We start from the raw sequence: 12,176 nt of genomic DNA, 5'->3' as shown, positions 1-12,176 counted from the left end.
CATGGCCACGTCCACCAATACCGTCGCCGGAGAGCTCGTTGAGACCTCGGCGGTCGAGCTGCGTCGCCTCATCGGCACCAAGGCGCTGTCGCCGGTGGAGCTGCTGGAGGCCTGCATCGCGCGCATCGAAAAGGTGAACCCCTTCGTCAACGCCGTCACCGCCACCTGCTTCGAGCGCGCGCGCGCTGAAGCGCGCGCCGCGGAAGAAGCCGTCATGGCCGGGCGCCCGCTCGGCCTGCTGCACGGCTTGCCCCTGGGCGTGAAGGATCTCGAACCGACGCAGGGTCTCCTCACAACCTGGGGCTCGCCCCTGTTCCGCAACCATGTGCCGACCGAGGACATCGAGCTGGTGGCGCGCCTGCGCCGGGCCGGGGCCATCGTGGCCGGCAAGACCAACGTCCCCGAGATGGGCGCGGGCGCCAACTCGCGCAACGAGGTGTGGGGCGCGACCGGCAACCCCTTCAATCCGAATCTCAATGCCGGCGGGTCTTCCGGCGGCTCCGCTGCCGCGCTGGCCTGCGACATGCTGCCGGTCTGCACCGGCTCCGACACCGGCGGATCGCTTCGCATCCCCGCCGCCAAGTGCGGCGTGGTGGGTTTCAGGCCCTCGCCCGGTGTCGTGCCCAGCGTGCGCAAGCTGCTGGGCTGGACATCGATCTCGGTCGTCGGCCCCATGGGGCGCACCGTCGAGGACGCCTGCCTGCAGATGGCCGCCTCGGCCGGCATGCACGCCGGCGATCCGCTGAGCTATCCGCTCGATGCGCTGTCCTTCCTGAAGCCGGCCGACGTCGACCTGAGCCGGCTGCGCGTCGCCTGGACGGAGGACTTCGGCGCCTGCGCCGTGGACCAGAACATCCGCGCCACCTTCCGCCGCAAGATCGAGGGCATGCGGCACCTCTTCCAGCGCTGCGACGAAATCGAGCTCGACCTCGGCGACGTTCACAGGTGCTTCGACGTGCTGCGTGCCGAGGCCTTCGTCGCCGGCATGCAGGCCGCGTACGAGAAGGACCCGATGAGCCTGGGCCCCAACTCGCGCGCCAACTACGAGATGGGCGCGCGGATGAGCCTGCTCGACAGCGCCTGGGCCCAGGCCGAGCAGACCCGCCTGATCCGGAAGTTCCAGGACGTCTTCGCCGACGTCGACCTGATCCTGTCGCCGACCACGCCCGTCTCGCCCTTCCCGTGGGCGCAGCTGTACGCGGACACGATCAACGGGGAAAGGCAGGAGAACTACTACCGCTGGCTGGCGCTGACCTATGTGGTCACGCTGGTCACGCATCCCGCGCTCTCGCTGCCCTGCGGCGTCGATCATGCGGGCATGCCATTCGGCCTGCAGATCGTCGGGGGCTTCAGGGCGGACCACCAGGTGCTGGGTGCCGCGCACGCGATGGAGCGGGCCTTCGCGTCCAGCGCCGAGCTGCGCCGTCCGCGCCCGGACCTGCAGGCGCTGTTGAAGACACAGCCACAACCGCCGCTGCGATCCATCGTGACCGCCGCGCCCGATGCGCAGGGGGCTGCGGGCGCTTCGGATTCGGCGTCGGCCTCGGTGGTCTAAGGGCGAGTGGCGCCTACTTCTTGATCTCCAGCTTGTAGACCCGCTCCGTCCCCACCGAATCCGAGCGCACCGCGTAGTAGCCATCGCTGGTCTGCAGGATGTAGCGGCACCACTCCTCGGTCGGCACGCCCTTCCATTCGATCAGCACGCAGTAGCGCCCGTCGTCCGAGATCTGCCACTTGCCCGGCGCAGTGGTGGGCCGGCCCGATGCGCCGACGGCGCCCGCGCCCCGGTTGTCGGAGGAGACGACGAAGCTGCCGCCCGCATCGTTGCTCCAGTGGTGCACATTGCCGCGACCGCTCACCCGGCTCATCTTGGCGCCGGTCAGCAGTTCGGTCGCCTCCGGCTTCGACAGCTTCTTCGGGCTTTTCGATTCCAGATCGCGAAGCACCATGTCGTCCGCTGCATGGGCCGCCGTTGCGGCGGCCCCCAGCAAGACGAGCAGCGCGGTGGGGGACCATCCTTCAAATTGACGCATGATCGACGCTCCTTGAAAAAAACTGCGTGGGGCGGCCCCTCGCGCCTCTGCTTAAAAAAGGACTGCGATGCTGGAACTCCTGACGGATCCTCAAGCCTGGATTGCCTTCGCCACCCTGACCGCGCTCGAGCTCGTGCTGGGTATCGACAACATCATCTTCATTTCCATCCTGGTGGACAAGCTGCCCGCCGCCAAGCGCGACCTCGCGCGACGGCTGGGACTCTTCATGGCGATGTTCATGCGCGTCGGCCTGCTGCTGGTGCTGGCCTGGATCGTCGGGCTGGTGGCCCCGCTCTTCTCAGTGGCGGGCGAGGACATCTCCGGCCGCGACCTGATCCTGATCCTCGGCGGACTGTTCCTGATCTGGAAGAGCACGACCGAGGTGCACCAGTCGCTGGAAGGCGGCCACGAGGAGACGGGCGGCGCGGCCGGCGCCACCTTGCTTTCCGTCATCCTGCAGATCATGGTGGTCGACCTGGTGTTCTCGCTGGACTCCATCATCACCGCGGTAGGGATGGTGGACGACGTCCGCGTCATGATCGCGGCGGTGGTCGCCTCGGTGCTGCTGATGATGCTGTTCGCCGCCGCGATCGGCCGCTTCGTCTCCGACCATCCCACCATCAAGATGCTGGCGCTGTCCTTCCTGGTGGTGGTGGGCGTCGTGCTCGTCGCGGAGGGCTTCGATCACCACGTGCCCAAGGGCTACGTGTACTTCGCCATGGCCTTCTCTCTGGGCGTGGAGGCGCTCAACATCCGGATGCGCGCCAAGGCGGCCAAGCGCGTGGCGTTGAATCCGCCGCACATCCCGGGCGACTGAAGGCGAGGCTTGCTTCATTGGCCCTGGGGAGAGGCGAGGCGCGGGCAAGCGCCGGAATGGGCCAACTAATGCACGTTTCCAAGCGAGAGCTCGCCCCGGCCTTCATGGCCGTCTCGCCCCTCGACCCTACGATCACACCCCATGGATCCCATCGTCGGCCAACTGCTGTCCCCGCGCTACGACCTCGGAACCGTCGCGCTCTCGTATGTGATCTCCTTCTTCGGCTCGCTGCTTGCCCTGCTGTGCGCCCACAAGATGGTGCGCAAGGACGGCACGCTCGACCTGCCCATGCTGGGCGGCGGCGCGGTGGCGCTGGGCGGCATCGGCATCTGGTCCATGCACTTCATCGGCATGGCGGCCTACCGGCTGCCCGTGGCCATCGCCTACGACGTGCCGCTGACGGCCCTGTCGCTGGTCGCCGCGATCGTCATCTCGGGCATCGCCCTGTACCTGGCCGGCGGCAAGCGCTTCACCCGCGGCGGCTGGCTGGCCGGCAGCCTGCTGGCGGGCATCGGCGTGTGCGTGATGCACTACATCGGCATGTTCGCCATGAACATGCGTGCCAGCATGAGCTTCGACCTGGTCGTCGTGGCCGCCTCGGTCGCGATCGCCATCGGCGCGGCGGCGACGGCGCTGTGGCTGGCCTTCAACCTCACGGAGCTGGCGCACCAGTTCATCGCGGCCGCGGTGATGGGTGTGGCCGTGTGCGCAATGCATTACACCGGCATGACGGCGGCCACCATGGTCTGCACCAGCGCCGCGCCGGCCGCCTCCTACCTGGTGGGCGACGGCAACATAGGACTGGCAGTTTTCAACACCGCGTCCGTGGCGCTGATCTTCATTTTCAGCAGGATCGAGATCGACGACTGGCTCGACAACATCAGGGCCCAGGGGCGAGGCAACCTGCCTTGACGAGTCGCAGTGCAGAAGAACGCTGCACCGAGAGCGTGCGAAATGTACTTCCAAGGCCGTCGCACGCCGCGTACGATCGCCTGAATCTCGTTATATATGGAAACTTTTCCAAGCACACCGCAAGTTCCCGCCGACGAAAGCCGTGAGGCCCGCCTCGGCATCATCACCGCGGAAGCTCAATTTCATTCCGGGGAAGTTTCGGTCGATCGCGCCATCGGGAATCTGCTGGTCGTCGTTCGGGAACTGCTGGGACTGCAGGTGGTGTTCGTGAGCGAGTTCGTCGACGGCAGGCGCGTGTTTCGACATATCGAATCCCAGAGCAGTGTGCTGCGCATACGGCGGGGCCAGTCTGCACCGCTCGAACAGACCATCTGCCAGCGCATCCTCGACGGGCGCCTGCCCAATCTGATTCAGAGCGTCACGAGCGTGCGTGAAGAGCAGGGACTGCCCGCCAACTTCGAGGGAATGGGAACGCACATCGGCGTGCCGGTCCGGATGGCGGATGGGCGGGTCTACGGCATGCTCTGCGGCTTCAACGTCGAAGGCGAAAGCGACCTGGACGAGCGCGACGTCAGACGTCTGGAGCTTGCGGCCTCCAGCGCCGCCCGGCTTCTCGCCCGAGCGGATGGACGTGAAGTCACGACTTCCGATCCTGCACTCGCCTAGGACCGGTTAGCAGGCCCTAGCCACGCCGTGCCGCCTCGATCGCGGCGATGTCGATATTCTTCATCGTCATCATCGCGTCGAACGCGCGCTTGGCCGCCGCGGGATCGGGGTCGGCGATCGCCGCGATGAGGGCGCGGGGCGTGATCTGCCAAGACAATCCCCATCGGTCCTTGCACCAACCGCACGCGCTTTCTTCGCCGCCATTGCCGACGATCGCGTTCCACAGGCGATCGGTCTCGGCCTGGTCGTCGGTCGCGATCTGAAAAGAGAAGGCCTCGTTGTGCTTGAAGTGCGGGCCGCCGTTCAGCCCGACGCAGGGGATGCCGGCGACGGTGAACTCGACCGTCAGGACATCGCCCTGCTTGCCATCGGGATAGTTGCCCGGTGCGCGGAGGATGGTGCCGACGGCGCTGTCGGGGAATGTCTTGGCATAGAAGTTTGCGGCGTCTACGGCAGTGCCGTCGTACCACAGACAAATCGTGTTCTTGCTGGTCATTTCATGTCTCCTGAAGCGTTGAGGACGGCATTCACCGTCGTGCAAAAAACGTCGATCGTGTTCTCACCGCCGGCTTTTTGTCTGTCGGATGGGACGCCGTTGTAGGAGGGGCGTCGATGTCGCGCGCGCTCGCGGCGGACGCGGGTTCAACCTATGCTCGTGTACCGTGACCCCCACCTCAGGAGAACTCATGTTTGACCACGTCAAATTCGGAGTCAGCGACTATGCGGCGAGCAAAGCCTTCTTCCTCAAGGCGCTCGAACCGCTGGGCGTTGCCGTTGTCTCGGAAGGGCCGCCGACATACGGAATCGAGCTCAGCCCAAAGGGCAAGGCTTCATTGTGTCTGTACCAAACCGAGGAAAAGCCGGCAAGGCTTCACTTGGCGTTCAAGGCCGAGAATCGCCGGCAGGTCGAGGCTTTCTATCGAGCGGCTCTGGAGGCGGGTGGTAAAGACATGGTGCGCCTGGCCTGCGCCCGCACTACCACGCGAACTACTACGCAGCTTTCGTGATTGGTCCGGACGGGCACAACATCGAAGTGGTTTGCAACGAACCGGAGGCCTAAGCGGTCCATCGAGGGACGGGCTCGCTCACTTGCGGAGCTCCAATAGCGTACCTTCGACCTGCTGGCAGCGAGCCTACTGTCCTGCGATCGACCAACCGGCTTGCTGGTTCGTCTTGTCGTTTTCGTACTCCCACCGCGTGCCGCAGGCGTCGCAGCGATAGCTGGTGATGGTGACCGTGCGACCGCCGCTGTCACCATCGCTGCGCTCCGCCTTGCGGCTGGACATCTGCACGAGTTCGGCGTGTCCGGGCGCGCGGCGCCAGTTGCGCTGGATTCCGGCACACGAGGCGCAGAGCATCATCTTTTTCAGTTCGTCTCGTCGGTTGGACTCATTCGGCATGCGGCTGCTGCTCTCTCTCTATCTGTTAACCATTCAAACGAGCCATGTTAGCAACCCAGCAGAGTTCCACTCCCTCCAGCGGACTAAACCTCTGGATTTAGCCGGTCCCAAGCGTGAAGGCGGCAAGCTCCCAGTCTTATGGCTCCTACGTTCGCATGCTGCACGAATATCCAGAGCTCAAGGGTCTCCGGGTCGTGGCCTATTTTGTCCTGGCCGCCTCCGCGGTGATGGTGGCAATGCCTTACGTCTCCCGGGCGGCCCTGCGCAAGCATATGCTGGCTCCAAATGGCGCATTCCTCTCACGCCAGACGGTACAGTTGACTGAATTTTCGTGGACGCAATGCAGGCGCTCATACTCCCTCGGTCCACGGTTGCTTTGTTGACGAGTTTGAACGACGCACAGCGCACCTTCAGCATTGCATCCTGCCACGATCAAGTGGTGCCTGGCGCGGCCATGACCCCCTCCCTGCATCGCCGTCGTTTCCTGAGCATCGCCGGTAGCGCTCTTCTGGGCACTACCGGGGTGCATGCTGGCGCTTTTCCTGACAAATCGCTGAATATGATCGTTCCCTATCCTGCAGGCGGCCCCGCTGATGTGCAGGCGCGACAGCTTGAACCGGCGATGCGCAAAGCGCTGGGGCAACCGCTGGTGGTGGACAACGTGGCTGGTGCGAGCGGCTCGATCGGCATCCAGAAGCTGTTGTCAGCGCCGCCGGACGGTTACACGATGCTGCTGGGGACTGCCAGCGACGTGATCCTGGCCCCGATTACTCTGTCCGCGGTCAGGCACAAGCCCGAACAGCTTCGCCTCCTCGGCATCACTGGCCGTTCGCCCCTGATTCTGGTCGGCAGTCCGCACCTTGAGCCCAAAACCCTGGAACAACTCGCCATATACGCGCGCAAGGCTCAAGCGCCAGGCCTCACATACGGCAGCATAGGCCCCGGCTCCCTCTATCACTTGGTAGCCGAAGACCTAAATTCGCGCTGGAACGTCACCATGACGCACGTAGCCTACAAGGGTGTGGCGCCAATGGTGCAGGACCTCATAGGCGGCCATCTAGATTTGTCGATCCTGCCTTCCGCTGGAAACGTGGTCGAGTTGGTCACGCAGGGCAAGCTGCACGCGTACGCTGTATCCGATGCTCAACGTCTCCAACGGCTCGGGCAGGTGCCTACTTTTGCCGACGCGGCGGGTGCGCGCTTTCATGACTTCTTCTACGAGATATGGGGCGGCATGTTCGTGGACCGCAGGGTCCGACCGGAACTCGCTCTGCGCCTCAATGAAGCGCTCAGCGCCGCTCTAATCGACGTGGGGTATCAACAGGCACAGTTGGCGACCGGTTCCACCCCGGGCGAGGCAATGAGCCTTGAACAGTCCGAATGGCTTCTTGCACAGCAGATCGCGCGCTTCCGTCGCATCGCCCAGAAGGTAAAGCTTCGGCCTCAATAGCGCGAGGCCCTCATCAGGGGGCGAACGTGAATTTGGACTCTGCGCGACATGGAGTGCGAGGACGGGTAGCACTGATGCTGGCACGACATCGCCTGTTCGCCAATCCCGGATGGCGTGGTCCGGCATCCGTTCGATGCTCAGCCCGCGCTGGCCGCACGCCTCAGGGAGGTGCCGCGGTGAATGGGACCTCCGCGTCCAACGGCGGGCCGGGCGGCACGTCGATGGATGTCCCGAAGCGGCTGCCCAGGCGATTGCCGGAGGGGTCTTCGAGCGTGCCTCGTGCGACAAGCTTGTATGTCGCGGCGCGCCATGGCGCGCCCGGCGTGAACGTCCACGTACTCTCACCTCGGCTCAGACGGCCCCGCCCGGCAACGCGTTGATTGTCATAGTCCGCGATCGCGAGATGGTCGCCATCGCGCCCGTCGATGGGCGCATCGAGCGACACCACCAGAGGCTGGCGTGTGCCGGCACGCACCTTCGACAACGTCCAGGCCGACGGCATGGGCCCGGAGTCATCGTCAAGCGTGGTGCGCCAGCGCTTGATGGGATGCCCGTCGAGGAGCAGTGTCACCTCGTCGTCCGCTGCCAGGATCGCTCCGAGCTTGTCCCGCGCCTTCAGGCCCGTCTTGACGCGCCCGGGATGCAGCAGCACCGTCAGCACGCGGCCATCCCTGGACCAGAGTTCCTGGGCCAGGAAGGGCTCGGCGATGGAACTGCCGTCGCCGAGCCGGAGCGTGAGCCTGCCCAGGACCGGCTCGGCGACCGGTGCATCGAAGAGGATGGACACCCGGAGCAGGTTGGCCGGGATGGCGTGGCCCGAAGGCTGCACGAAGACGACGCCAGGCACGGGGGGGTGGGCCCGCGTACAGCCCGGTGCCAGCGCCAGCAGAAATGCGCCGGCGTCGAGGACGCGCTGCAGGGCCACGGTCATTGCGCCGGCTTGATCTGGTCCGCGAAGCCTTCGTGCGTCAGCATCATGTCCTGTCGCGGCTTGATGTTCTTCAGCTGGAACGGGTCGCCCTTGAAGCCGTACTCCTGGAATGCGTACTCGGAGATGAAGTCGGTGAGGCGGAAGCTCAGTTCCTTGCTGATGGTCACGAGCTGCAGCGCGTCCTTCTCCAGGCGGCGGCGCAGCACAATGAACGACTGGTCGTCTAGGTTGTCCAGGCGCATCGTGCCGGCCAGTGGGACCGAGGTGGCTTCCAGACCTGTGATTTGTCCGAATGGCACCAAGGTCTCGATGCCCGGCCGCACACTCGCGGCTTCAACCTGGGACACAGGGATGGCGCTCGCTCCGCGCTCGAAGTTGAGCAACATCAGGTACTCCTGTGTCTTGCCCTGCTCGGTCTTCGTATAAGCAATCATGCCGGCCGGCGTGTTGCCGTAGCCGAGTTCGGCAATCGTCTTGCCCCGGATGTGCGCGCCGTCCTTCAGGTCCTCCAGTGGGATAGTGACGATGGGCGTGCAGGTGTATGCCGCGACGAGATAGGGCTTGCCGCCCCAACTCGCAAAGCTCATCGCGCGGATCGGCGCGCGCGTCTCGATCAGGTTGTGACCCGTGTGGTAGATCTCCACCGAGGTGACCGACTGCTGCGCATCGAATGGATAGCGTGCCCGCCGCAGCGTCGACGCAAATTCCTGATTGGACAAGCCGGCAACGTAGAGCGCGCCGTCGCGGTACTTCATGTCGGTGACCGTGTAGCTGCGCTCGGGCGTGTCCTTCCAGAACCTGTAGCCGGTGGTAGGCGCGTCGCGCAGTGCGATCGAAGTAGTCTTGGCCGACTTCAGGTCGATGCGGCGCGTCTTGCGGTCGCTCGTCACGACGACGAGGGCCGGCGTCTTCGCGGCGCCGTGGCTCAGCGCGATGTATACCTCGCCCGTCCCCGGCCTCGCGACCATGTCTTCAACGGTGAACTTCTTGCCGCCGACCTGTTTGGAAAGCAAGGGCTCGAGGTCGAGGATGTTGAACGCAGTGCCGGCGGGCTTCTGTGGCGCGTTAGGCAGCGTGAGGGCATGCACGCGCGCCGTCTTCCAGTCGGCAATGAACAGCACGTTGCCCGGGCCTGCGGCCAGGCGCGAGACCGATTGGACGCCCGCTGCGGAAGCGGCGAAGCTGAGGCCGGCGGCAGTGGCAGCGATGAGGATGCGCATGGAAGCTCCTGCAGGTTCGGTGGTGGAAGTGGCGTTCCGGGATGCTAGGCGGACCGATGTCGCCCCGGTAGGCACCAGCCGCTCACCAACCTGGTGTACAAGCAGCACCAATGCGGCATCATTTGCCCGCCGCGCAGGCCCGCTTTGATGCCAGTGCCGGCAATGCCGAGGCCCGCCCCCGCGGCTACACCCAGCGCCAGCCGCGTTCCCGTCCCGCCCCTCCGCCTTGCGAATCCCATCCGGCCCGTAGAAGGGCAGTGCGGCCGCCTGCAGGTAGTGCAGTGCGTTGCGCGTGAAGTCGAGGTGCCCGTGGACCATGGCGCCGTTGCGGCGGTTGCCGGTCTTGGCGCTTTCGGCCAGCTGCAACAGCGCAGCCCAGGCCTCCTGCGCGGCCGCGCCGGCGGCCGTGGCGGCGGCATCGGCACCGGCGCGGCCGGGTTCGAAGCCCATCGCCACCTGGGCCGATTCGCGGGTGCGGTCGAGCGCGGTCATGCGGTCGAGCAGGGCGGCCTTGCGCGCCGTCAGCGGCGTCAGGTCGGCGAAGAGGCCCTCCTGCATGGCCTGTTCCTCCTGCCCCAGCAGATCGAGGAACTCTTCCACGCAGGACTTCTCGGCCAGCAGGTGGGGCAGCAGCGTGGCGCTCATCGTTCTCAGCCCTCGCTCTTGCCGCCGAGAAGGTCGCGAACGCTCTTCAGCAGGCCGCCGGCGATGCGCTCGGGATGCACCGTGTACTCGCCGGCCAGGATGGCCTTGCGGATGTCGGCGACGCGCGCGGCATCGAAGTCGGTGTTCGGGTCGCTGGGCAGCGAATGGACCTGGGCCGAGGACAGCTGCACCGAGTCCTTGGCCTGTTCGGTGGCGTCGGCGCCGGCGGCCGGCTGGGCCTTGGCGCCCTTGCCCGTGCGGGAGAGTGGTGTGGCCGAGGAGGCGGGTTGGTCGATTTTCAAGATGGTTCCTCAAAGGGCTGACCGCTTTATCGGCAGTCCAGGCCCGAACTTTAGGGTCGATCCATGCTCATGGTCTGTAACTATTGCGCCAGCCGGATCTGGCCTTCCTCGTCGGCGACCCCGCTGACCAGCCGGCCATCGCGGGTCTTGGCCTGGACCGTGGCGCCGATCTCCGCCCGGTTCAGGGCGCGCGCCTCGGTGCTGACCGTGAAGCCCTGCCCCTCGGCGACCACCTGCACCGTCTGGCCCTGCTGGATCACGACCGTGCCGCGCAGCTGCTCGCGCCGCAGCGGCGCGCCGGCGGCGACGCGGTTGACCGTCACCATGCCCTTGAGCTCGGCCGGGTCCGCCAGGACCGACTTCGGCAGCGCCGTCAGGTCGCCCGTGCGCGCCGCCACGTCGCCGGCCCCCAGGGGCTGGCCGGCGTCGAGGGCGCGCGCGGCCACCAGGTAGCGGCCTTCGAGCGCGACGTGCGCCTGCACGAAGCGCGTCCAGGGCCGCTCGCCCGGGCAGCGCAGGCCGACCGAGACCCGGCCCCAGGCCGAGGCGCCGTTCGGCAGGAAGGCCTCGAGCGCCTCGCAGGCCGGCAGGGCCGAGCCCGGCAGCGTCACCCGGATGCGGGCCTGGCCCGGCAGGCCGGCGGTCTGCGTCTTCAGGAATTGCTCGACCACGCCGCGCGCATCGCCGCCGTCCGGCGGGGCGGCCAGGCAGGCGGGCGCGCCCAGGCCCATGGCCAGCACGACCGGCAGAAAGTGGGGAAAGAAGCGGATCTTGTCCATCATCGGTGTGCCAGATTCTAGGAAGAGGGGGCCTCGCGCCAAGGTGCGAAGTGCACGCCAAATGCCCCTTTGTTCGGCCCATTGCAAAAGCGGCTCGTGCATAGACTCGCTTTCCATCTGTCGCCACGCCTTCCCCTGGCCGCGACGCCAACAGATGGAGCCCTCATGATCGACAAGCTGGATGCAGCGCTTCGATTCAGCCGCGAAGCCCTGAACCTCAGGGCCCAGCGCCAGGAAGTGCTGGCGGCCAACATCGCCCACGCCGACACGCCCAACTACAAGGCGCGCGACTTCGACTTCGCGAGCCGGCTCACGCAGGCCGTGGAGCAGGGCCGCGGCGGCCAGTCGGTCACGATGGCCACCACCTCGGCGCGCCACCTGCAGGGCGACGCCTCGGCAATGCCCGATACCGACCTGCTCTTCCGCGTGCCGACGCAGTCCAGCATCGACGGCAACACCGTCGAGATGGATGCCGAGCGCATCGCCTTCGCAGACAACGCGCTGCGCTACGAGGCCAACCTCACCGTTATGAGCGCCAAGATCAAGTCGCTGCTGGCGGCGGCGCAGCAATAAGGAGCACGTGCGATGCCATTGCCCAGCGCCTCCATGAACATCTTCAACGTCGCCGGCTCGGCGATGGCCGCGCAGTCGCAGCGCATGAACGTGACCGCCAGCAACCTGGCCAACGCCGACAGCGTGGCCGGCCCCGACGGCCAGCCCTACCGCGCCAAGCAGGTCATGTTCGAGGTTGCGGCCTCCGGCCAGCAGGACATCGGCGGCGTGAAGGTCGCCGGCGTGGTCGAGGACAGCTCGCCCGCCAGGATGGTCTACGACCCGAAGAGCCCGCACGCCAATGTGCAGGGCTACGTGAGCATGCCCAACGTCAACGTGGTCGAGGAGATGACCAACATGATCTCCGCCTCGCGCAGCTACCAGGCCAACGTCGAGGTGCTCAACACCGCCAAGACGCTGATGGTCAAGACGCTGTCGGTCGGCCAGTAACCCCGTTCAACAACAAGCA

The 12,176-nt window shown here is 66.1% G+C and carries 14 protein-coding genes and 1 pseudogene; 8 read left to right on the top strand and 7 right to left on the bottom strand.

What is annotated here, in order from left to right; translation table 11 throughout:
• Position 1: 1 nt before the first annotated feature.
• A complete protein-coding gene (locus GXN78_RS24145) occupies positions 2–1,555 on the top strand; it encodes an amidase family protein (protein WP_106560189.1) in 1,554 nt (517 codons plus the stop codon).
• A gap of 13 nt (positions 1,556–1,568) precedes the next feature.
• On the opposite strand, the gene GXN78_RS24140 is transcribed toward GXN78_RS24145, so the two are convergent.
• Positions 1,569–2,033 (bottom strand): DUF995 domain-containing protein, encoded by a 465-nt coding sequence (locus GXN78_RS24140; RefSeq protein ID WP_106560188.1) that lies wholly within the window; start codon positions 2,031–2,033, stop codon positions 1,569–1,571.
• Positions 2,034–2,100: 67 nt separating this feature from the next.
• Between GXN78_RS24140 and GXN78_RS24135 the strand changes: the two genes are divergently transcribed.
• From GXN78_RS24135 to GXN78_RS24125, 3 genes are all read left to right on the top strand, one after another.
• Positions 2,101–2,850 (top strand): TerC family protein, encoded by a 750-nt coding sequence (locus tag GXN78_RS24135; RefSeq protein WP_106560187.1) that lies wholly within the window; start codon positions 2,101–2,103, stop codon positions 2,848–2,850.
• A 141-nt stretch (positions 2,851–2,991) separates the two neighbouring features.
• Complete coding sequence (locus tag GXN78_RS24130; protein ID WP_106560186.1) at positions 2,992–3,762, top strand: MHYT domain-containing protein; 771 nt, start codon at positions 2,992–2,994, stop codon at positions 3,760–3,762.
• Between the two features lie 96 nt (positions 3,763–3,858).
• On the top strand, positions 3,859–4,428 hold the full coding sequence (locus tag GXN78_RS24125) for a GAF domain-containing protein (protein WP_106560185.1): 570 nt from the start codon (positions 3,859–3,861) through the stop codon (positions 4,426–4,428).
• 16 nt (positions 4,429–4,444) lie between these two features.
• On the opposite strand, the gene GXN78_RS24120 is transcribed toward GXN78_RS24125, so the two are convergent.
• Positions 4,445–4,924, bottom strand: coding sequence for a VOC family protein (locus tag GXN78_RS24120; protein ID WP_106560184.1), 480 nt, complete (start codon positions 4,922–4,924; stop codon positions 4,445–4,447).
• A 190-nt stretch (positions 4,925–5,114) separates the two neighbouring features.
• Here GXN78_RS24120 and GXN78_RS24115 point away from each other — a divergent pair.
• Positions 5,115–5,488 (top strand): annotated as a pseudogene (locus tag GXN78_RS24115) (VOC family protein).
• Between the two features lie 73 nt (positions 5,489–5,561).
• Here the strand turns inward: GXN78_RS24115 and GXN78_RS24110 are convergent.
• Complete coding sequence (locus tag GXN78_RS24110) at positions 5,562–5,828, bottom strand: hypothetical protein (RefSeq protein ID WP_106560183.1); 267 nt, start codon at positions 5,826–5,828, stop codon at positions 5,562–5,564.
• Positions 5,829–6,168: 340 nt separating this feature from the next.
• Between GXN78_RS24110 and GXN78_RS24105 the strand changes: the two genes are divergently transcribed.
• Complete coding sequence (locus tag GXN78_RS24105) at positions 6,169–7,278, top strand: tripartite tricarboxylate transporter substrate binding protein (RefSeq protein ID WP_106560182.1); 1,110 nt, start codon at positions 6,169–6,171, stop codon at positions 7,276–7,278.
• Positions 7,279–7,438: 160 nt separating this feature from the next.
• Here the strand turns inward: GXN78_RS24105 and GXN78_RS24100 are convergent, their stop codons facing one another.
• The 4 genes from GXN78_RS24100 to flgA form a co-directional block, all read right to left on the bottom strand.
• Positions 7,439–8,209: a hypothetical protein gene (locus tag GXN78_RS24100; protein WP_106560181.1), complete on the bottom strand. Its 771-nt coding sequence runs from the start codon at positions 8,207–8,209 to the stop codon at positions 7,439–7,441.
• A complete protein-coding gene (locus GXN78_RS24095) occupies positions 8,206–10,074 on the bottom strand; it encodes a flagellar protein FlgN (RefSeq protein ID WP_239142884.1) in 1,869 nt (622 codons plus the stop codon). The genes GXN78_RS24100 and GXN78_RS24095 overlap by 4 nt, the downstream gene beginning before the upstream one ends.
• Before the next feature lie 5 nt (positions 10,075–10,079).
• Complete coding sequence (gene flgM / locus GXN78_RS24085) at positions 10,080–10,376, bottom strand: flagellar biosynthesis anti-sigma factor FlgM (protein WP_106560179.1); 297 nt, start codon at positions 10,374–10,376, stop codon at positions 10,080–10,082.
• 80 nt (positions 10,377–10,456) lie between these two features.
• Positions 10,457–11,158 (bottom strand): flagellar basal body P-ring formation chaperone FlgA, encoded by a 702-nt coding sequence (flgA, locus tag GXN78_RS24080; RefSeq protein ID WP_239142883.1) that lies wholly within the window; start codon positions 11,156–11,158, stop codon positions 10,457–10,459.
• A 162-nt stretch (positions 11,159–11,320) separates the two neighbouring features.
• Here flgA and flgB point away from each other — a divergent pair, with 162 nt between their 5' ends.
• Positions 11,321–11,728, top strand: a complete 408-nt coding sequence (gene flgB, locus GXN78_RS24075) for a flagellar basal body rod protein FlgB (RefSeq protein ID WP_106560178.1) — start codon at positions 11,321–11,323, stop codon at positions 11,726–11,728.
• A 12-nt stretch (positions 11,729–11,740) separates the two neighbouring features.
• Entirely contained in the window at positions 11,741–12,157 is a 417-nt protein-coding gene (gene flgC, locus GXN78_RS24070) for a flagellar basal body rod protein FlgC (protein WP_106560177.1), read from the top strand.
• Positions 12,158–12,176 lie beyond the last annotated feature (19 nt).

Origin of the sequence: Variovorax sp. WS11 (assembly GCF_010499245.1) — a bacterium.
GTDB lineage: Bacteria > Pseudomonadota > Gammaproteobacteria > Burkholderiales > Burkholderiaceae_C > Variovorax.
Note: the sequence above shows the minus strand (reverse complement) of the source record. Positions and strands in the feature narration are given on the sequence as shown.

Coding starts and splice junctions, on each gene's coding strand:
- GXN78_RS24145 (WP_106560189.1), top strand. CDS start 2: ATGGCCACGTCCACCAATACCGTCGCCGGAGAGCTCGTTGAGACCTCG.
- GXN78_RS24140 (WP_106560188.1), bottom strand. CDS start 2,033: ATGCGTCAATTTGAAGGATGGTCCCCCACCGCGCTGCTCGTCTTGCTG.
- GXN78_RS24135 (WP_106560187.1), top strand. CDS start 2,101: ATGCTGGAACTCCTGACGGATCCTCAAGCCTGGATTGCCTTCGCCACC.
- GXN78_RS24130 (WP_106560186.1), top strand. CDS start 2,992: ATGGATCCCATCGTCGGCCAACTGCTGTCCCCGCGCTACGACCTCGGA.
- GXN78_RS24125 (WP_106560185.1), top strand. CDS start 3,859: ATGGAAACTTTTCCAAGCACACCGCAAGTTCCCGCCGACGAAAGCCGT.
- GXN78_RS24120 (WP_106560184.1), bottom strand. CDS start 4,924: ATGACCAGCAAGAACACGATTTGTCTGTGGTACGACGGCACTGCCGTA.
- GXN78_RS24110 (WP_106560183.1), bottom strand. CDS start 5,828: ATGCCGAATGAGTCCAACCGACGAGACGAACTGAAAAAGATGATGCTC.
- GXN78_RS24105 (WP_106560182.1), top strand. CDS start 6,169: ATGCAGGCGCTCATACTCCCTCGGTCCACGGTTGCTTTGTTGACGAGT.
- GXN78_RS24100 (WP_106560181.1), bottom strand. CDS start 8,209: ATGACCGTGGCCCTGCAGCGCGTCCTCGACGCCGGCGCATTTCTGCTG.
- GXN78_RS24095 (WP_239142884.1), bottom strand. CDS start 10,074: ATGAGCGCCACGCTGCTGCCCCACCTGCTGGCCGAGAAGTCCTGCGTG.
- flgA (WP_239142883.1), bottom strand. CDS start 11,158: ATGATGGACAAGATCCGCTTCTTTCCCCACTTTCTGCCGGTCGTGCTG.
- flgB (WP_106560178.1), top strand. CDS start 11,321: ATGATCGACAAGCTGGATGCAGCGCTTCGATTCAGCCGCGAAGCCCTG.
- flgC (WP_106560177.1), top strand. CDS start 11,741: ATGCCATTGCCCAGCGCCTCCATGAACATCTTCAACGTCGCCGGCTCG.